20 protein-coding genes are annotated in these 17998 nt (G+C 58.2%); 1 reads left to right on the top strand and 19 read right to left on the bottom strand.

Annotation, left to right across the window (positions count from 1 at the left end; genetic code table 11):
- The 17 genes from AC1RAC_RS17030 to AC1RAC_RS17110 all read right to left on the bottom strand — a co-directional run bounded on the left by AC1RAC_RS17030 (position 1) and on the right by AC1RAC_RS17110 (position 14602).
- Positions 1–351, bottom strand: a complete 351-nt coding sequence (locus tag AC1RAC_RS17030) for a phage GP46 family protein (RefSeq protein ID WP_124406577.1) — start codon at positions 349–351, stop codon at positions 1–3.
- An 81-nt stretch (positions 352–432) separates the two neighbouring features.
- Positions 433–975 (bottom strand): phage baseplate assembly protein domain-containing protein, encoded by a 543-nt coding sequence (locus tag AC1RAC_RS17035; RefSeq protein WP_492616803.1) that lies wholly within the window; start codon positions 973–975, stop codon positions 433–435.
- Positions 976–2115 carry a phage baseplate assembly protein gene (locus AC1RAC_RS17040; protein WP_492616804.1) on the bottom strand — a complete coding sequence of 380 codons (1140 nt, stop codon included), beginning with the start codon at positions 2113–2115 and terminating at the stop codon, positions 976–978.
- Positions 2099–3469 carry a DNA circularization protein gene (locus AC1RAC_RS17045; RefSeq protein ID WP_492616805.1) on the bottom strand — a complete coding sequence of 457 codons (1371 nt, stop codon included), beginning with the start codon at positions 3467–3469 and terminating at the stop codon, positions 2099–2101. Before AC1RAC_RS17045 ends, AC1RAC_RS17040 begins: the two co-directional genes overlap by 17 nt.
- Positions 3466–5886: a phage tail tape measure protein gene (locus AC1RAC_RS17050; RefSeq protein ID WP_492616806.1), complete on the bottom strand. Its 2421-nt coding sequence runs from the start codon at positions 5884–5886 to the stop codon at positions 3466–3468. Before AC1RAC_RS17050 ends, AC1RAC_RS17045 begins: the two co-directional genes overlap by 4 nt.
- 177 nt (positions 5887–6063) lie before the next feature.
- The gene (locus AC1RAC_RS17055) at positions 6064–6450 is read right to left on the bottom strand and encodes a hypothetical protein (RefSeq protein WP_492616807.1); all 387 of its coding nucleotides are present in this window, start codon (positions 6448–6450) and stop codon (positions 6064–6066) included.
- A 4-nt stretch (positions 6451–6454) separates the two neighbouring features.
- Positions 6455–6826, bottom strand: coding sequence for a phage tail protein (locus AC1RAC_RS17060; RefSeq protein WP_492616808.1), 372 nt, complete (start codon positions 6824–6826; stop codon positions 6455–6457).
- Between the two features lie 13 nt (positions 6827–6839).
- Positions 6840–7940 carry a phage tail sheath C-terminal domain-containing protein gene (locus tag AC1RAC_RS17065; RefSeq protein WP_492616809.1) on the bottom strand — a complete coding sequence of 367 codons (1101 nt, stop codon included), beginning with the start codon at positions 7938–7940 and terminating at the stop codon, positions 6840–6842.
- A complete protein-coding gene (locus tag AC1RAC_RS17070) occupies positions 7937–8128 on the bottom strand; it encodes a hypothetical protein (protein WP_169912306.1) in 192 nt (63 codons plus the stop codon). Before AC1RAC_RS17070 ends, AC1RAC_RS17065 begins: the two co-directional genes overlap by 4 nt.
- A complete protein-coding gene (locus tag AC1RAC_RS17075; RefSeq protein WP_492616810.1) occupies positions 8128–8694 on the bottom strand; it encodes a phage protein Gp37 in 567 nt (188 codons plus the stop codon). The genes AC1RAC_RS17070 and AC1RAC_RS17075 overlap by 1 nt, the downstream gene beginning before the upstream one ends.
- Entirely contained in the window at positions 8694–9185 is a 492-nt protein-coding gene (locus tag AC1RAC_RS17080; RefSeq protein WP_492616811.1) for a phage protein Gp36 family protein, read from the bottom strand. The genes AC1RAC_RS17075 and AC1RAC_RS17080 overlap by 1 nt, the downstream gene beginning before the upstream one ends.
- Positions 9182–9667, bottom strand: coding sequence for an HI1506-related protein (locus AC1RAC_RS17085; RefSeq protein ID WP_492616812.1), 486 nt, complete (start codon positions 9665–9667; stop codon positions 9182–9184). The genes AC1RAC_RS17080 and AC1RAC_RS17085 overlap by 4 nt, the downstream gene beginning before the upstream one ends.
- 9 nt (positions 9668–9676) lie before the next feature.
- Positions 9677–10570, bottom strand: coding sequence for a Mu-like prophage major head subunit gpT family protein (locus AC1RAC_RS17090; RefSeq protein ID WP_124406566.1), 894 nt, complete (start codon positions 10568–10570; stop codon positions 9677–9679).
- 26 nt (positions 10571–10596) lie between these two features.
- Positions 10597–11565 carry a phage protease gene (locus tag AC1RAC_RS17095; protein WP_492616813.1) on the bottom strand — a complete coding sequence of 323 codons (969 nt, stop codon included), beginning with the start codon at positions 11563–11565 and terminating at the stop codon, positions 10597–10599.
- A gap of 79 nt (positions 11566–11644) precedes the next feature.
- Complete coding sequence (locus AC1RAC_RS17100) at positions 11645–12679, bottom strand: DUF4062 domain-containing protein (RefSeq protein WP_492616814.1); 1035 nt, start codon at positions 12677–12679, stop codon at positions 11645–11647.
- 153 nt (positions 12680–12832) lie between these two features.
- Positions 12833–13315 carry a phage virion morphogenesis protein gene (locus AC1RAC_RS17105; RefSeq protein WP_492616815.1) on the bottom strand — a complete coding sequence of 161 codons (483 nt, stop codon included), beginning with the start codon at positions 13313–13315 and terminating at the stop codon, positions 12833–12835.
- A 9-nt stretch (positions 13316–13324) separates the two neighbouring features.
- A complete protein-coding gene (locus AC1RAC_RS17110; RefSeq protein WP_492616816.1) occupies positions 13325–14602 on the bottom strand; it encodes a PBECR2 nuclease fold domain-containing protein in 1278 nt (425 codons plus the stop codon).
- A gap of 95 nt (positions 14603–14697) precedes the next feature.
- Here AC1RAC_RS17110 and AC1RAC_RS17115 point away from each other — a divergent pair, with 95 nt between their 5' ends.
- A complete protein-coding gene (locus tag AC1RAC_RS17115; RefSeq protein WP_153475630.1) occupies positions 14698–14964 on the top strand; it encodes a hypothetical protein in 267 nt (88 codons plus the stop codon).
- Here AC1RAC_RS17115 and AC1RAC_RS17120 read toward each other — a convergent pair.
- A complete protein-coding gene (locus AC1RAC_RS17120; RefSeq protein WP_492616817.1) occupies positions 14959–16515 on the bottom strand; it encodes a DUF935 domain-containing protein in 1557 nt (518 codons plus the stop codon). The two genes, AC1RAC_RS17115 and AC1RAC_RS17120, sit on opposite strands and share 6 nt — an antisense overlap.
- Complete coding sequence (locus AC1RAC_RS17125; protein WP_492616818.1) at positions 16515–17906, bottom strand: hypothetical protein; 1392 nt, start codon at positions 17904–17906, stop codon at positions 16515–16517. The genes AC1RAC_RS17120 and AC1RAC_RS17125 overlap by 1 nt, the downstream gene beginning before the upstream one ends.
- Between the last annotated feature and the right edge of the window lie 92 nt (positions 17907–17998).

The raw sequence follows: 17998 nt of genomic DNA on the forward strand, positions 1-17998 counted from the left end.
TCAATTCACTCTTACAGGGTGGCGAAACACCTGCGGATTGCCGGTGGCGTCGGTGATGTCGATTTGCAGGTTGAGCCAGCCGTTGTGGGGCTGTTCGACGGTGATGGTGATGTCTTGGGCGCGACCGTCGTCGAGTAGCGGCTGGAGCGCCTGCTCGGCGTATTGCTTGGCGAGTTTGCCGACCCGTGGCAGGTCTTTGGAGCGTTTCAGCTCATGCAGGCGGGAGCCCACGGTGGTGTCTTTCCACCAGGTTCCGAGGGGTGTCATGAGGCGGATGTAAACGGCGTTGCCCAGCGTATTGATACGCTGGCCCGTCAAGTCGCCAGTGGTTGGGTTTATGCCTGCGTCCATAGGTTGGCATACTGACGCGCAGGCTCGCCCGGCTGAGTATCAGCGGGGTTTAAGACTGTCCATATCAGATTGGCTTAATGTTTACTGGGGCGGATCTGGTGGTGGTCCATTTGGGTGGCCGTGTGCGTTATACAGCTCCCTGTCGTCCTGCATACTCCGCGTATGGTCGGTGATTTCTCCGTCTGCCTTTATGTCGCCAGTCTGTTCAATCAACGGAGTCTCAAAGCGCACTTTGGTCTTTGCCTTGACTACCAGCGTGTCGGTTTCGATTTCGATCAATCGGCCGCGCTTCATATGGATGTAGTCGCCTTCATCGGTATACAAAGCCACCTCGCCATCCTTGACCACGACCCGATAACGCCCATCCTCGCTGGCTACGACAACCGTATGCCTGCTGTTACCCCCCACAGGGATCGCGAGAAATTCGGCACCAGGCAACGGCCCTGAACTAAACCCGTAGTGCTGCATCAGCTCACCGGAAACCGACTCGCCTGCAAGCCCTTCCATTTCAATGCCGATCAATGTGCCATGGGTATTACGTGCCGCCGTACCGCGAAAAGCCTGGCGAGCGTTGCTCATCACCCGACTGACCTGATCGCGCACCAGGCGCGCCATATTGCTCATTTAGAGCCCCTTGATCATTTCGATAAACGCCGCGTCGGGGTTGGCTTTTTTGCCCTTGCCCTTGCGTTTTTTGACGGGATTGCTGTCCAGTACCCACATTTTGTCTTCACGCAACCGCAGCTCTGTAATAGCCCCTTCACCGCGAGTCAGGCGTAAGGTGCGGGACATCAGGAAGTAAGTCGCATCCAGTCCATGGGGCTCGCTACGCACGATGACGCGCTGACCGGGGCTCCATACCTGGCCGTTATCGGCGCGGTGCCCCATGACTACGGCGCGGATCTCGAAACCCTCCAGGCGACTATCGGCCAGCAGCTTGCGGGCACGGGTGGTAGCCATGTCCTGGTTCTCGCTGGAGCTGTCGATAATCACCTTGGGCCGGAAGATCCCGCGACGGGCCAGGGTTTCGTCCTGGATGACCGAACGCAGGTGGGCGCGCTTGCTATCCAGGCCGTCATTGTCGTACTGGCCGTGCTGGCCCAAGACAGTAATCTGGCTGTAACGGTTAGCGATAGAGCGCCGCACACTGAGGCGCTGCACGTTATTGCCGACGCCGTCCTCACGCATGATCAGCGTCCCGACTGGTGCAGCGTTGTAGTCCGGCCCGCCAATGATCAGTCGTCCGTCAGGCTCGACCCACGGCCACAAGCCGTTGGCCTCGGCGACCTGGAGCAATGCCTCCCAAGCACTTTGACCAGGTTCGATCTGCACACGGCGCCTGGTCTTGGCCTGGGCGGCGCGGATCTCTATTTGAGTGATGCCCAGCGGCTTTACGACCTGCTCCAGGATCTGCGCTAACGTGGCTTCGCGCATCGAAACGAACGGCGCGGAACAGTCGACCAGGGGCGCCGCACGGTCCCGGCCGGTGATACGCATAGAGATACCCTGACGGGAGATGTCGTGCTCGAACTCGTCGACCTGGCCGGTTAATACGCGGTCCTTGCCCAAGGTTAGCGAGCAAGGCGCACCCTCGGCCAACACACTGGGCAAGCGAGTGGCGTCTTTGGTGTACAGCTCCAGTTCGAAACCGTCAGCGGCGGTCAGCAGGTCCGACTCAACTGACCAGCCGTCCCATTCTTCATGCGCCAGGCCACCAATGGACAGGCGTATGGATTCGTCCAGGACGTTACTTGGCGTAGGCACGCAGCACCTCACCGGCTTGAATGTTATGCGGGGTTTTCAGGTCGGGATTCAGGCGGATCAGCTCGACAGCGCGGGTGTGGTCGCCGTACCAACGGTGGGCCAAAAGGCGCAGGCTCGCCGGGGTTTCAACCACGCGCTCCAGCATTGGTGGGCTTTGCAAAATGACCTGCCGGGCGCGGGTCTGGATCAATGCGGCGACGTTGCGTAAAGCCTCAATGATCGGCAGTGCGGTCTCCACATCATAGAGGTGACGTTGCAGAAGGATGGATGACTGCACCAGGGAGCGCACCAAGTTAACCAGGCCCTCCAATTCCAACGGACTCAAGGTCGGTGTGTCGGCTTCGTCCTCGATGACAGTAGCCACCGCCTGGGCGTGGGCCAGCGTCAGTTCGGTGATGACCAGGACGACCAGGGCGAAGCCGTTAGCGATCACCGGATCGTCCGGCATTCCATCGGGCAGTAGCACCAGGACGCTCCCTGGAATAGTCGGCCCGCCCTCTATCAGCGGGCCGACTGTAGGTGCCACACCCTGGCGCGCACCGATCAGAAAGCCCGCCCCTGCACGCGCCGCATCCGCTGTCAGGCTGGCGTTGCCTGGCAAGGCTGCGGGCACGCCGGTACGAGCGAGTAGCGCCGTCGACGAACTGGGCGTGCTGCCCTGGATCGCGCCCCGGATCTCCGAGGGAGTGCGCATCAGGTCGACCAGGGGATCAAACGCCCCTGACGGCCGTTTAGCCATCGACCCAACACCGGACACCACACCCAAGATTTGCGAGCGAAGTTGTTGCAGCCGCAGGCCAATTCCAGGTAAGCCCAGGGCTTTTTCGATCAGGCCGACCCAGCCCCCGCCGATCCACGATTGGATCTCGCCGACTAGGGAGTCAATGCGGCCGAACAGGTCAAAGATGCCGTCCTGCCAGGTGTATTCATCCTCCAGCCCCAATACGCCGATATCGACGAACTCAAACTGGCGTTCAAAGAAAGGCGCGTCGGGCGTGTCCTCTACAAACACGATGCTGATTTCGGCATAGTCCGGCCGCTCGGCGTGGTGCTTGACCTCGCCGGTACTACTGACGACGTTCATGCTGCCGTAGATCGGGTGGATCAGTTCGCCTGTACCTGGAGTGTTCAGGGTGCGCAGGATGTTCTGGAGTTCGATTTCATAGTTGACGCCGAACACTACCACCTGCATCGGAATGCGCCTGGCGCCACGGCCCAGGTCTTTGACCCGGTCGCCATCCTTAAACGGCGTTCCATGCTCTGACAAAGCGCGCTGCCATTGCAGGCTTTCGCTTTCGACCAGGAGCGGGACGCCACGGAAAGAGGCGTCCAGTAAATTCTCTGCCCAGCTCATCCGCCGCGCCTCATTTGAATGTCAGTTCGGCGCTCAACCTCGGCCTGAATCATTCGCGAGTCTGTACGCACTTCGATAACCAGGGGCTGGGCGAGCAATGAGCGGAGTCGATCCTCGGCGGCTTGCGCGGCAGGATTTTCACCGGTTGCACCAGGTGCCGGGACGTTGCCGGCAATTCCAGGAAAGCCCGGCGTGGTGCCCGCCGATAGTGGATTAGCCAGGCGCTGCGCCTGGGAAGCTAACCAGGTCGACGGCTGGGCCGTGCCAGATTGCGACATCATGTCCCGCAAGCGTTGCTGTGCGGTAAAGGTGTCGGCACCCGCAGCTAGGGCGCGATTGGCGATACCTTGCGCCCAGGTGTTCGCATCGTTGATGGGCAAGCCCGCAGCGGTCAGGCCGGTTTCATGGTGCGCCAGGCGCTGCGCTTCCGAGGACAGCCAGTCCGATGACTGGTCTGGATTCTTGTCGGCCAGGGCCATACGGTTGCGGTAGAACGAAGTTTGATATGTGCGCTGGTCATCGTTGAGCAGCTTGCTGCGCTGGGCTGCATCCAAGCGACCTTCGTCCGTGGCCGTCGCACTTGCCCCGCCGATCTGGGTGGCAGTTGCTCCCAAAGCCATAGGAGCCAGCCATGGTGTGATAAAACCGCCGGGCTTTCCCTTGCCCTTGCTGGAGCTTGAGCCGTTCGGCAGGTCTGGCCCACCAGCAGCGCCAAGAGCAGCACCCGCAGGCCAGTTGGTAACAAACACTGATGTAACGCCCGTGGCTTCCTCCAGCACCTTGCCCACGGCAATGCCTTTCAGTGTTTCAGGACCGCCCATGAATTTGTTGAGCAAAGCGCCCGCGCCAGCTTTGGCACCGCGCCCGGCGTAATAGCCGCCGACACCGAGCGCAGCACCACCAGCGAGCATTTGCTCGCCGGATAAATTCAGGTCATCCAGCAGATAGCTGCCAAGGTCCGCAAAGCCCTTGTTGAGAGGTCGCGCCATTCGATCAATGGCTTGGCCGAGAGTCGCTTTCATTCGAGAGCCAACGGCAGTTGAGCTACTGAGGTTGTCGGCCAGGTCTTTTTCAATAACTCCTTTTGCATTGTTGATATCGCCGGTACTTGATGCGAACTGCTCCAGTCGATTGCCTGTCATGAAGGCGTTAACACCTTTTTGGGTGTCCTGGTCCATCTTCCCGAAAACCACTCCCATGAACTTTGCCCGATCCCGGTCAGTTTTAAGGGCGCCGTATTTCCTTTTAAGATCCAAGAAAACATCTTGCGTATTACGGGTTTCTCCTTGTTTTCCGAAGAAGTCTACGCCCGTTGTTTTGGTGACATTCTCTCGGTAAGTGTTGTTGGTGAATGCTCGCAAAGTAGACTGAGCAAGTGTCCCCAATCGATCAGGTTCCAGCTCAATCAAAGACAGGGTTTCAACAAATGAAAGCGACTGAGCCAAGCTCATCCCGGCTTTCTTTGAGTCTGCCCCCACTTTAGGGAAGATGCTTGAAAGGTTTTCCAGTTCAGCATTACCGAGTCGCCCGGCAACAACCATTTTTTGCAACAGGTCTAACGCCGCTTCTGGTTTTGCCAAGTCGATGTCAAACGCGCTGGCACCGGTAACCAGGGCTTTCGCCAATATCCCGGAGTCGGCACCTGTGACGGCCGTTGACTGAGCAATAGCCTCGGTACTTATCTTCGCTTTATCGTAGGAAAGGCCGCTTGCGACCAAGGTGTCAAAACCGCTCTGAACTTGTTCGCGCTCGATGCCATAGGTTTTGGCAAGGTGCCATTGATCATCACGCCATTCTTCGCGCTGCTCACCGCTCATACCTGCGGTTTGTTGAGTTCGAATTAATTGCCGATCCAGCCGCGCACTACCAGTCACACCCGAAACCACACCGATGCCGACTCCAAGCCCCGCCAATTGGCCCTGCATACTGCCGCCCAGTCCCTTGATGCGATCAAACTCCTGACGCACACCCATGGCGATGGTTTTCAACGTGCGCAGGCTGCGACCGCTGTTTTGAGCCATGCGCCGGAAGGACGTTTCGGTCCTGTCCACGCTCTGACGCAGTGGCTGCACACCTTGTCTATCGGCACTGATCAGCTCGGTTTTCGCATCACGCGCAGCCTTGCGGGCGGCGGTGGCCATCTCTTTGAGTTCGGCAGAAGTCTTGGTGACCTCGATGCGTGTGCCGGAGCCAGCCTTGGCGGTTTCACGCATGGCGCTACGGATGGTTTTATAGCTGTTGGCCCCGACCTGGCCGACCTTTGTAATGGCCGTAGAAGCCTTCCAACTTTCATCAGCCAGGGACTTGGCGCCTTCCTTACCGGCCTTGCGTAGGTCGCGGTTGATCTGCTCGATCTCCCGACGACTATTGCCCGCATGGGCCTGAAAACGAAGCGCGACGCGCAGGTCTGAACTCACGGGGTACTCCCTGACAGGGTCTTACAGGAACAGGAAAGGCCCGGTGTCGAGCCTACCTAATGGGTTTCGGCAACGCCTTGCGCTGGCGTTGGCTGATATAGCGGGTGCCCTTGGCCTTGCCGATGACCAAATCAATACGGGCATCGAGTTCGGCCCTGGTCATTCGGCGCAGCTCTTCTAGGCGGTAGCCAAATCGGACGAGGGAGTGTTCGATTCGCCGCCAGTCAGCGTTGCCGCGCTCGGCGGCGCGAGCTTTTTTTCCAGTTCAACATCGGCGCTCGCAAGCACAGACAAGTCGATTTCGGTCAACGCTTCTCGCAACAGTTCGGTGGTCAGGTTCTCAATCGGTATGTCGCCCAGGGACAGCAACTGGCGACGGTATACTTCGATGGTGTGCAAGTGGAAAGGACCGTTGGGGTGTTGCTCCTGCGCGGAGACCCAGTCTCCTGCAACGCCAACACGCAGAGTAAAGCGCTTGTGCCGAGTGCCTGCAAAGTAGACACCGACCGCCAGTTCGCCGCTGGTAGTCAGGCCGTCCCACTGTTTATTCGTTTGTTCAGTCATTGTGTTACTCCGTGTAGAAGTTAAGAGCCGCGATGGTTAGGTCACGCGTTGCTTCACCTTCAACCTGGAACTTACTGCCCAGTTCGATGAGGGAACAACCTGTCCAGGTTTCACGCTTCCCGCCGCCGTCTTGTGGGTAGATCGTTAACTTGGCATCCAGCAGAGCACGCCAATCCGGTTCGCCCCTTTTAGGAATGACCACCGATATTTTCAGTTCGTGCTCTTCAATACCCTTTGCCGTGCCGGTCGGGCGGCCGGTGCGGTTCATCGTCTTGACCACCTTGCGCCCGGTCTTGAGGCTCGGCTCAACGCTCGTCACCTCATAATCGGTGCCGTTGATCTCCAGAACGATCTGCCCTACGTAGTTATCAGCCATCTAAAATCACCTCTTACAAGAGCAGGTCAATGCGACCCGCGAACACATGCAGGCCGTTGACGACATCGACAGGAATGGTTGCGTTAAGACGGTTTACGTCCTGGGCCGAACGCTCGACCACCAGCCCGGCCGCATTTGCCTCTACCTCTTCGACGATCTCCAGCTCCTGCGCCTTGAGCAGCACATCGAGCAGTTCGCCGCGTACCGCTTCCGGGGTTTTCTTCGAAAGCTTGGAGCGCGGGAAGCGCAGGCGAATACGGTCACGGCACGCCATGCGGATGTAATACAGGGTGCGGATGGTGGTCAGGTCCAGCAGCGAGACGTCTGTGGCGCCCGCAGCAGACTTGGTATACGTGGTCACGGCACGAACAATCTGAATGACATCGCCTGCCGCGACTTCCAGCGGGGTGACGCCGTTCGCCAGGGCGGTTTCCTGCTCGGTGCGTCCGAGACGTTGAGTGATGGGCGGCACTTTAATCCCGGCCAGTACCAAGGTATTCAGCGGCCGCGCCGGATCTTCTTCTGAGGCGATCATCGCGGCATAGGCAGCGGCCACCTGGTGCGCTTTCGATGCTGTGCCTGGCAAAACCGCCAGACTGATCGCGCCGGAGTTCAGCGACGTAGCCAAAGTGGTGGCAGCGGACAACGTACTGGTCAAAGCAGCAACGCCGATAATGCCTTGCTGCTCCATCGAATTGGTGTAGACCTTGATGTGTTCGCGCAACGCGGTCAGTGCCGTTGTGCTGTTCCAGGCCGGGACCAGGATGGTAAAACCGCCCAGCGCAGTCGCGTCCAGTGCGGCCTTGATGTCCGGCTCTGCATCACCCTCAACGACCACGCCCACGGCCGAGACAGCGGCGTAGCGATAAGCCGTGATAAAGGCGTCGGCCATTTCTCCAGCGATGGTGCCACCGAATAAGGCTTTGGCCTCCGGCGCGCTATAGAACGGCGTCGGCACGTTGGCCTCAACGGTCGCACCTTCGCCCAGGGGAACGATAAGGCACACGCTCTGCTTGTTGGTCGGCAGGTTCCGTACTGCCAGGCTGGTGTTGAACTCCATGTAAACGCCAGGCTTACGGATAGACGCCGGGATCGTGTCGAATTCGATGCTCATTCAGTGGATTCCTGTGCGGGTTGTTTGGCACTGGCGCGCGGTTTCTTCACGGTCAGCAGCTCCTGCGCCGCCACACGGCGCCGGTAGTAAGAGGTATCCGGCACGTCGACTGCCTCGGCCCCTTCGATGTACGTATACGGATCGTTTTCCGTGGGCACCCGATGACCAGGTGCAGCTTTAACGTGCATTACTCGTCCCTCAATTCGATGTTGTCGGTTGCCACCGGATGGGGGTTATCCGATGGGGTGTGGTAATCCATGGTGATGCCCAGGAAATCGGGCAATGCCTCTATAGGTTTTTCCCAATCCAGTTCGATGTTGAATGACTGCCCCAGGACAGAAAGGTGGTCACTGGAGAACTTGCCGTTGACCAGGTTGGAAAGCTCCGTTGGTTTGATCGGCGCACGTTCCGCCCAGGGTTGCCAATCGACAAGCTGGTGCATACAGGCTTCCCAGAGCGCATAGGTTCCGATGTCCTTATCCGAAGTCCCGCGCCGAGTAGCCTTTTCACCTCGTGGATGACGGGCTGCGATGATCAGGCGGAAGGTGATCGACACCACGTAACGGTTGTTGGATCTACGGTTGAATACGGCCTTTGGCACCATCACCAAAATTGCCGGGCAGCGCCTGAGCAAGCCCGGCAACAGATCCGGGTCGCTCAATTCGCCGCCGTAGCTTTCCACCACCAGACGCGGCAGGCGGGTTTGCAACTCGCTGAGCCGCGCCTCGATCAGGTCCTCCAGTTCGCCCACCATTACAAGTCCCTCAAGGTGCTACGGCTCATCAGACGAGGCTGGTGGCTGATCTGAAAACCAGACTGCCCGCCGTCCGATGCACCACGCTCCTTATCTTCCTTGGCAAGCGTCTCCAGGCGCTTGATCACGTCCTTGTAAAGCACCCGCACGGTCGACTCTTCCTTGCCCGCGTCGTCGTACAGGTGATAACGGGCGATCTCGGCCAGGTCATCCGTAACCCATGCAGGCGCATCCTCGCCTGCCGCCCGAAACCGAAGGTAAAACGAGACCTCACTACGCGCCCGTTTGACGGCGTCGGTGATCCTGACCAGCGTCGCAACGGCAATGGTGATGTCCTCGGGCGGCCATTCGTCCAGGGGCGAACCATCGGCAGCCGCCAAGACCAGTGCAGGATCGATAACACGCTCGGTGTCCGGGACGGCCACTTCGGTGATATCGCGGGCGCCGAATCGGATCAGGAGCTGGCTTGCGGACGGCAGTGAGAGGTTCATTTACCGGCGTCCTTTGCCTTGCTGGTGCGGGTTTTCGCAGGCTTTTCTACGGGATCGGGAGTCGGCGTTGCAGGCGGCACGGTGTTGTCCTGGTCGTTCACGGGGCCGACACCGCTATCGGAAAGATCCAGGGTTGGTCCCACGAAGTCAGGTCCAGGCCCGCTGTTGTTCTGGTCGGTGGAATCGACGTCGACCACAGGAGCAACCACTGGCGTAATGACTGTTTCAGGCGCTTGCGGCTGGGCGCCCGGAATGGCGTCGGGCGTTTCCGGTGGCGCGGTTTGCGAATGGGTGTCATCAAGCACGTCCTTTACCTGGTCGAATGCTTCTCCCGCATAGGCGAGGATCAATTGAGGCTCTTTCTCAAGCGCCTCAAGTTGTTCATCCGTAAAGAAGTCGTCCGGGTAAAAAGTCGGCTTGCCGGGGTGGGCAATCCCGCAACGGCGGAAGCCGTCGCGTTTTGAGGTGATAACGATGGTCATAACGCTCCCTTATCCCAGCCAGCTCGGCGCCAGAATTTCGGCGGTGCCTGCCCATTCGTTGCCGCTATTGGCATCCTTGACCAGGAGCTTGCGCGCAGCACCTTCCAGCGGGGATGGCACCACCAACAGACCAGGGTTTACGCCGAGTGGGCGACCGCCATCAGCATGGAAACCCTTCATGGCTGCACGCGCTGCGGCATAGTTTTCGGCGTTAAGGGGGGCTTTCGAGCAGAACGCAAACTGCCAGAAACCGAAACCGACGTTCGCACGGGCATCGACGCCATAGCGGTATTCGTCGCGCATGAAGACGTTTTCGTCGTCCATACTGGTCATCGCTTTGAGGTCGTACTTGCGGCGCAGTTGGAAGATGATCGGTTTGATCGCCCGGCTGACATCGAGCAGATACCAGGCTGGGCCTTCACCGTCCTGATAGTTGCTGACGGAGATTGCCGTGCCAGTGCCGTCGGTGTTCGGGTAGACCGGGTGGTCGGTGTCGAAAAAGTTCTGGCCGTCATAGCACAGCGTGGTCAAGCCAGCTTTCAACAGACTGAACACCAACTCGTCAGGGTGCGCAGTGGACGCGCGGCCCATCTCGGCAAACAACGGCTTATAGACGCCGATCTGGTCATCTTCGATGGCGTCACGCGGCACACCCACGGACGACTCGTACTTCTTGTTGGTGATTGAGTAGCTGTGCGCCGCCATGTTCTTGAGAACACGGTCGCCGATCCACTCGCGGAAGTTTGGGAACTGCCCCAACCAACCATAGGTGTTGCTGGCAGACGTGGACGGTACGGTCGTGGCAATACGCGCCCAGTCGGTCGGCGTAGCTGCCTGGGCATTTTGGAACTCGGCCCGGTACGCGGTGAACAACGCGGTCAAGGTGCCAGAAGTAATGATCATGAATCGCTTCCTTTATATAGAGGGAATTACGCCTTGCCCTTGATGAAGTCCGCTTCGCTCATGTCCAGCAGCTTGGCGACGTGTTGCTCTTCGGCGTTGAGTGCGGTGGCGGTTTTGTCGGGCTTGCGCTCGTCCAGGTTAGAAGGCGCAGCAACGACCGGCGCCGCATCGACGAATGCCTTGAAGCGCGCCAAGCCGGTTTCGTCCTGGCAAGCTGCGCGGTGATAGTCGACTGTTGCCGGGGTGATTTTCCCGGCCTGAGTGGCTGAGGTGATCAGCGCGTCGACTTGTTTGGTGTGTTCGGTTTTCTTCTGCTCGGCCAGGGCTTGCTCGGCATTGGTGGCACGTTGCAAAACGCTGTCGTAGTCAGCCCGAGGCATGAATTGCTCAAGGTTGGGCTTCTCGGTGTTCACCGCTTGCGCAGTTGCTTTGAGTTGAGTAGTGGCCGCGATGGCCTGTTCTTCGGTTGCCGTTGCAGGCAGGCCGAGTGCAGTCAGAAGCGCAGGTGAAAGCGTCACAGGCGTGACCTCCGTGTTTTCTTGATTGAGGGCGGTCAGCAGGAAGTTGGGTTTATTCGTCAGGCCCGCGCTGACCAGGCGAGCAATACGGGTGGTCTCTGGGTCGAAGTCGAAGACAGGCGAAAGGAAACGGTATTCGCGGTTGATGACCTGCTCGGAGGCCCGTGGGGTCCAGTCAACCAGGCCCCATAGCGCGCCGTTGCGCAGTTCCAATTGCTTGATCCAGCCCGCAGCCGGAGCGGATTCGCCCTTGCTGGCGCGGTGCTGGGTGGCATGTTCCCAATCAATGGGCAGGTCTATGGCTCGGCCGAGGAAGCTGGACTGGACCAGCGTCCCGGCTTGCTCATCGAACAGCCATTGCCGACCATCGCGGCCGGTGACGTTGGGACCAGGGGGGATTAGTTCGACCCACTCCGGGGCCTTGCCGTCAGAGACGGTGGCGGAAAGGTCGGTGTTGAGTGCGAGTTGGGTTTTCATGCCGCCAGTGTGGGAGGACTGGCGGAATCAGTGAGTATCAGCGGGGTTTAAGGTTTAGCGAATAGTAGGGAACTCCGTTTTAGACCAGATCGTCGTATTTTCGAATGGCACGTAGCTTGGTCATCACCGTATCGCCGTAAGGAGTTAGCGTCCAATAAGTTGCAGTGTCTTTGACGCTCCGGCTCTTTGTGCTCTTGGCAATATACCCGAGCGCGCGCAACTGTATCTTAATAGTCTGATAGTCCGCATCTGACACTTCAAAGTTCATAATTCTTTGCGGGCGGTCATTCGGGGCCATGCTTGTTATCATGTTGCTCTCAATAGCTTCACTCAGCGTAAATTTTAGAGATGTGTCCGACGCCTCATCAATCATAAGTGGAGACAAAACTGCAAATATATAACTCCAGCGAAACTCAACTTCGCCATACTCGTTTTTCGACGTTCCATGACGAGCTACGGAATAATAAGTATACCTGATTCGATATTTATCATTTCCTTGGGCTAAGTCATCAGCTCCTTCTGGCTCAGAGCTTTTAATCGTTTGATTCTCCAGCTCTAACTCATCTACACGTCGACGCAAGCTTAAAATCTCTTCCATTGCACTTTCGTCTGGCACTAAATTGCCGCGAACCCAACCAACAGCCGGATGGCTTTTTGTAAGTTTGATCAGGCTTCGACTTACATGTCCGCCAAGTTCTGCTGGGGTCTCCCAGAGTTTACACAGCTTCTGCTTTACCAATTCATAGAAGTCTGCGAGCTTTTCTTTATTCTCAGTGCTGGTTTCGCTGAACTTGGCAGGCAGATCACCAATATTACGATGAATAAAGCCTAAAATGGGTTTGCCTGTCTCTAAGGCATAACGATATTCCATCTCGGTGTAGCTCTGGCCTGACGGTCCTACGGAACCATACCTGCCTGCCAGCACTACGATGTAGTAGTCGCTGTCATCAATCACCTTTTTGATAAGGCTCCATTGATCGTCATTTGTCGCAGGAAACAGCTCCATACCCGATGGCATGCAATCTTGCTCAAGCAGCGCCTGCATTACCTCTTGCCTTGCGTCCTCCAAGTCCCAGAACGTAGAGCTGACAAATACCTGATAACGTTTTTCCATTTCTTGAGGCTCCTTATTTTTCTGCTCACCCGCCAAGTCGGGACAGTCCGAGCGACTGAAGCCAATCTAACGCAGGTCTAACGCCTCTTCGTAACATTATTTGCGCCGATGTACTGCGCTCTGAAACCGGAGCCTACAGCGAGCTTGCAGCCGTCAACGTACCAATGGCTCGTTAAGGTAGTCGTGGATGATGAAGAGCACCTCTGTTTCATCCTCGGAGGAGAGCCCCAGGTACTCCCTCGCAGGGATATCACCCCACGGAATAAAGCTACCCTTACCCGTTTTGCCGGACGCGCCTTTCTTCTGCCCGAACTGGTGGGCTGCGCCATATGGCCGATCCGTACCGAACGCCAGTTCCGTACTGGTGACTTGCTTGCGCAGGGTGTCTTGTAGCGTACCTTTCTCCCGCAGGATGCCTGTGCCTTTTTTTCTGATTAGGGTCACAGGCGAGAGCGGAGCCCAAGGCGAGCCGTCAGGCGCGACCTTGCGGCGGAAGCGCTCGTCGGTGGACTGGTGAAGGTATTCACCGATGTCATTAAGCGGTGTGGTGAAGTCGTCCAGGCGGCGGCCCAACTCTTCCAGGGCTTTGCCAACCTGGCTGCTATCAATGACGACATCAAGCATTGCACCGGCCATGGGGACCTCCTATTCAGGGTGGCTATATAGCAGCACGCCAAGGCGAAGCTGCTCCAGGTACTCTGTGCTGTCTGCCTCTGGCACAAAGGAACTGACTCCGGCCCAGCCGTCATCGCCGACTTCGAACACTGCTAGGGCTGGTATCGGCTGACCTTCGACCTTGAAGCGGCGAAGGTAGCATCGACGCACTACGGCCTTGCTCTGGCCTTCCAGCCACTCCAGGCGCACCCATACTTCATCGGGGGCTTTCAATGTGTCGGCCAGGAGAGGCAGCTCCCGCGCAACGCCGGAACGCTTGATGAGCAACGGCCCCGTGGGCGTGTTGCTGAACATCCCCCGGCCGATCACCACGGCATCGCCAACCACGTCTTTGAACACTGCGGGGGCTGACTCTGTTGCGCCGAACTCGCCGAGGAATTCATCCAGGTACTGCTGATCAGTTAGCCCTGCGGGTAGCACACGGTTTGCCCGGACTGTGCGGGGCGTCGGCATGGCGTCTGGTAGTCGGTGGTTTGGGAGGCCCGCTGTTGTGGCGCTGTATTTGGCACCTGGTACGGGCTGGGGCAATGGGTCGTAGGCCCGCAACGGTGGTACGGCTGGAGCCAGACGCGACTGACCTGGTGCGTATTCAAATCCGGGGTCAATGCCCTTGGGCACCCGCACTGTGCGCGGACCATTGGGACTGTTCTTACCGATTACCCGGTCTTCCCACTCAATAGCGGGCGCGGGGCCAATCGCCAGGCCCTGGCGCTCAATGTCCCTGGCCGAGGCCATGAACTTCTTGCACTTGCAGCCCCAACCATTTTGCGGCGTGTGCGTCGCCCACCATGGATCATCCAAAGGCAGAGTGGTGCCGTTCCAGGCCAAGTGCATTGGGCGCGGGTGTGCGCTGTCGCCGTGGCGGTAGATACCGTAGGGACGGCGTTTGCGTAGTTCCGGGTCCGCCATCTGCGCTTCACGACCGGCATTATAGGACTGGCGCAGGTTGGTTTCCCAAATGACATTGGTGCGCCAACCGCGCTCGCCCTGGTACTGCCAGCCATGTTTGCCGACGACCTGGTCAAAGTCTATTCGGAATTGTTCGAGGGTAATTCCGTTAGCGATGGACTTCTCAACGGTTCCTCGCAAGTCAGCGAGCAGGTCACGTTTTACTGCTCCAGCGATAACGAATGCACAGTCGTGTTCCGCAGCGTACAAGTCCGCCCATGAAAGGGTGGGAAGGTTGACTTTGCCATGGAAGTATTCGATCTGCTCGCTGAAAGTAAGGGAACCATGCGAAACACTCATAGCGGGTGCTCCTTTATTTTCGAACACAACCAATCTGACAGGGTAGAATGCCGCGCCACCACAAATAATGGCACCATGACATAACAGGAGTTTTCATGATTTCTATACAAGAGTTCGAAGAAAAGGTTTGGGAGATTGAAGGTATTCGCTTGATCGTTCGGGGCCATGAACGAGGGCAAGTCGAAGATTACGAATTCCAGAACGCTGCCCAAGGCGGTTGGAGCATCACCAAATGGATAACCTCCCGCATCGCGCCACGGTTGAATGACTATGAAGCCATCGTCATCATGGGGAATGGTGAGGAACCGAACGGACGGACATTGATGCGTAACGTCAAAGCGTCTTATCACGTTCAACTATAACCCCCTTAAGATATCGTCACGTCCAGCCAGGCTCGCTGCTGTCAATCCATCAGCAATAGCGTCAGCCAACTGGCTGGTCGTCATCGCCGGATAGGCTTCAATCAACCGATCCCGAAACTCTTCCAGGCTATGAACAGTGTCGAGCAGTTCCTTGATCTGCTCGACCATGTCATCCAGGTACACCCCCACAGTTCGCTCCATCGTCCGCACCTGGTTATCCACGATATCCGGCACCACAACAGGTTTCGCGGGCGCTTGCTCTCTGTTGGCCGCTTGTGCCAACACCGGAGTAACAACGGGCGCAGCAATGCCCAGCAGCTTGGCGCCAGCGGCCGGAGCTGGGATATTGAGCTTGTCGCGGACAACCGATTGCTCCACCTCCAGCCCAAGCGGCACCAGCTTTTCCAAGGCTTCGATCAGGATCTTGGCGTTTTCGGGCTTGGGGACGTCGAGGATCAGTCGCGGATATGGACGACCAGGTGCAAAGTTCAGATCGCACCAGGGGCGTACAAAATAGCGGTTCAGCGTATTGGATTCGGCCTTGGCATCGGCTTGCAGCAGATCCAGGCGCACCTCGTTATGGATCGTCGCCTGGGCCTGGCTAGAGCCGTCGTCAGTGGACATGGTCTGACCGACCACCGCTTTACTGACTTGTTTGTCCCACCACTCGGCCAAGCCCTTGAAGAAGTCCCCGGCGCCGGTCACGTTGGCCGCCTGGGTGAAGTCGATGCGCATACTGTCCGGGATCACCGCTGCTGCATCGCTGCCCAGGTTGGCAACCGCTGACATGAGCGTAGCGATATCGTCCTTACTGGCACCAGGTCCGTAGCGACCTACACGCATGGGCATACCGAAGATGTCGGCGAAGCCCATCCAGTCCTTCCAGGTCCAGGCTTTGCACATGTAACCCACGGCAGCTAGACGCGCCAGGCCACCGCGAATAGGCAGACCTGAACGAATGCGCGGCAAATGAACGATGAACTTGTACGGTGCCAAAGGAACGCCATCGACCATGTCGGCTTCATCCAGGAGCCGCAGCTCACGGCCGGTGTCGCGGTCGAACTGGAAGAAACGCTGATCGCGTGGCTCAAAGCGCGAAGGGTTCCAAGTCTTGCCACTGCGGTCCCACATGATTTCGGAGACGGCATAGCCTTTGCCCATGGCGTCGGTCAGGTCAGCTTGCAGCTCGCCGAACTCGGGAGAGTCGACTATTTCCTTGAGCTGGTCGGCCCGTCGCACGTCTTCGGCATCGTCGCTGGCAGCTTCAATACGAATGGCTAAGCCGGACACTGCCAGCTTGCGAGTACCTAACACCGAGGCGTAATGCAGATCTCGTTCTTCCATTTCCTCGGCAAGGGTCAGGTAGTCATGGGCGTTGCCCTCGGCAGCCGCCTGCAGGATGGCGGCAAGTCGACCAGGCGTCAGGCCACTCGCGACCGACTGGTGCCAAACCTGGCGTATGCCGGTGGTGCGCGCTGCGGCCAACTCTTCGGTGAGTTTGTCGTACTGGATCGGACGACCGTACTGGTCGACGATTTTGGATTCAGCCATTACCAAATGCCTTTTGTGGAGCGCCAACCGGCGCCGATCTGGATCTCGCGATCATGCTGGGACGCGGGCTGGACTCGGTGATACTCGATGATTTCCACTTCCTGGCGGGACGCGTAGTCGGCCAGCACGGCGGCGATACCGGCGTCGCCGTGGCGCTTGGGGCCGGACTTTTCGCCTTTCTCGTTGGTGCGCTTTTCCGGGATACGGGCCACGCCCTTGATCATTCGGAAGGCGCGCACGTCGCTAACCACGTCCTTGTCGGCCGGGATGTCGTAGAAGGTGTTGTCTTCCAGGGCAGCCTTGAACGGTGGCATGTTGTCGCGATACCAGCCTTCGGTGAGCATCACCCGTTCAATGCGGTTGAAACCGAACTCGATGGCGGTGGCCTCCGATAATTGCGAGCCGTTGCCCCTGGCGTCGTCGGCGCCTTTGAGCAAGTTAGGCAGGCGCCGAAGAATGTAGAACTTGATCTGCTCCTGTTGCTTGAACGGGACGTTACGCAGTTCAACCACAAAGGGTGTGCGCTTGCGCAGGTTCTGTTCCTTGAGCAGCGGCCATATGACCGAGAGGTCGCCAGTTCGCCCGAAGTCCATGCCATAGAAGCTCTGAACGTCCAATGGGATGGCCGACAGCAATGGGAGCAAATGCTCTTCGCACCACTCCAGGGACTCGGCCAGACGCAGGTGTTCGGCGATGGTTTCGTAGCCCTGCGGGTAGGCCAGTCGCAGCACCGGCACATCGCGATTACTACGCTGCTCGACCAGGGCCATGCTCAGGAAGGCACCGCCGCCCTGGGAAGGTACGCAATCAAGCTCTTCATCGGCGGCGTCACCGTAGAAGCCATACACGTCCTGCACCCAGGCGACTTCTTCTTCAAGCTTGTACTCAATGCCTTTACGCAAGCAGACACGCTTGTACAGACCATCGGCCACGGCTTCGCCAAAGGTGCAGCGGAACACTTCACCATTGCGCTTGCCCGCCCGGATCTCGTTGACCAGGTCGTTGAACGGGTTTTCCGTGCCGTCGTGGGTGCTGATCACATGGACCTCGCCGCCCCAAATCAACAGCGCCATGGCTGCTTTCAGCAGTTCAGCCAAGTCGGCATGGAATGCTGCTTCGTCGATCACGACAACACCCTGACGGCCACGCAGGTTGGATGGTCGGCTGGTCAGCGCGACAATGCGATGGCCGCTAGGGAAGGCTATGGTGTAGGTCTTGATATGTTTGTCAGGGTCGCTGTCGGGCCAGATGCCTTCTTCAATTTCACCCGCTGCATAGTTAAATGCACGCGCCCACATGGCGCAGGCCTGGATGTACTCAACTGTCATGTCCTGGTTGTAGCCCAGGTAATAGACTGTCTGGCCGCTCGCCGACTTTTCGGCGGCAGCCACCAGAACGTTATCCGCAGCCTCTGCCCACGTGAGGCCGATACGGCGAGACTTTTCTCCGACCTTAAGTGGTGCTCGGATTCCAATCCATTCTT

Source organism: Pseudomonas sp. GW823-FHT02F05 (genome assembly GCF_058797315.1).

Coding starts and splice junctions, on each gene's coding strand:
- AC1RAC_RS17105 (WP_492616815.1), bottom strand. CDS start 13,315: ATGGCCGGTGCAATGCTTGATGTCGTCATTGATAGCAGCCAGGTTGGC.
- AC1RAC_RS17095 (WP_492616813.1), bottom strand. CDS start 11,565: ATGAAAACCCAACTCGCACTCAACACCGACCTTTCCGCCACCGTCTCT.
- AC1RAC_RS17120 (WP_492616817.1), bottom strand. CDS start 16,515: ATGGCTGAATCCAAAATCGTCGACCAGTACGGTCGTCCGATCCAGTAC.
- AC1RAC_RS17075 (WP_492616810.1), bottom strand. CDS start 8,694: ATGGTGGGCGAACTGGAGGACCTGATCGAGGCGCGGCTCAGCGAGTTG.
- AC1RAC_RS17090 (WP_124406566.1), bottom strand. CDS start 10,570: ATGATCATTACTTCTGGCACCTTGACCGCGTTGTTCACCGCGTACCGG.
- AC1RAC_RS17060 (WP_492616808.1), bottom strand. CDS start 6,826: ATGGCTGATAACTACGTAGGGCAGATCGTTCTGGAGATCAACGGCACC.
- AC1RAC_RS17070 (WP_169912306.1), bottom strand. CDS start 8,128: ATGCACGTTAAAGCTGCACCTGGTCATCGGGTGCCCACGGAAAACGAT.
- AC1RAC_RS17110 (WP_492616816.1), bottom strand. CDS start 14,602: ATGAGTGTTTCGCATGGTTCCCTTACTTTCAGCGAGCAGATCGAATAC.
- AC1RAC_RS17080 (WP_492616811.1), bottom strand. CDS start 9,185: ATGAACCTCTCACTGCCGTCCGCAAGCCAGCTCCTGATCCGATTCGGC.
- AC1RAC_RS17035 (WP_492616803.1), bottom strand. CDS start 975: ATGAGCAATATGGCGCGCCTGGTGCGCGATCAGGTCAGTCGGGTGATG.
- AC1RAC_RS17030 (WP_124406577.1), bottom strand. CDS start 351: ATGGACGCAGGCATAAACCCAACCACTGGCGACTTGACGGGCCAGCGT.
- AC1RAC_RS17100 (WP_492616814.1), bottom strand. CDS start 12,679: ATGGAAAAACGTTATCAGGTATTTGTCAGCTCTACGTTCTGGGACTTG.
- AC1RAC_RS17055 (WP_492616807.1), bottom strand. CDS start 6,450: ATGACTGAACAAACGAATAAACAGTGGGACGGCCTGACTACCAGCGGC.
- AC1RAC_RS17085 (WP_492616812.1), bottom strand. CDS start 9,667: ATGACCATCGTTATCACCTCAAAACGCGACGGCTTCCGCCGTTGCGGG.
- AC1RAC_RS17045 (WP_492616805.1), bottom strand. CDS start 3,469: ATGAGCTGGGCAGAGAATTTACTGGACGCCTCTTTCCGTGGCGTCCCG.
- AC1RAC_RS17065 (WP_492616809.1), bottom strand. CDS start 7,940: ATGAGCATCGAATTCGACACGATCCCGGCGTCTATCCGTAAGCCTGGC.
- AC1RAC_RS17115 (WP_153475630.1), top strand. CDS start 14,698: ATGATTTCTATACAAGAGTTCGAAGAAAAGGTTTGGGAGATTGAAGGT.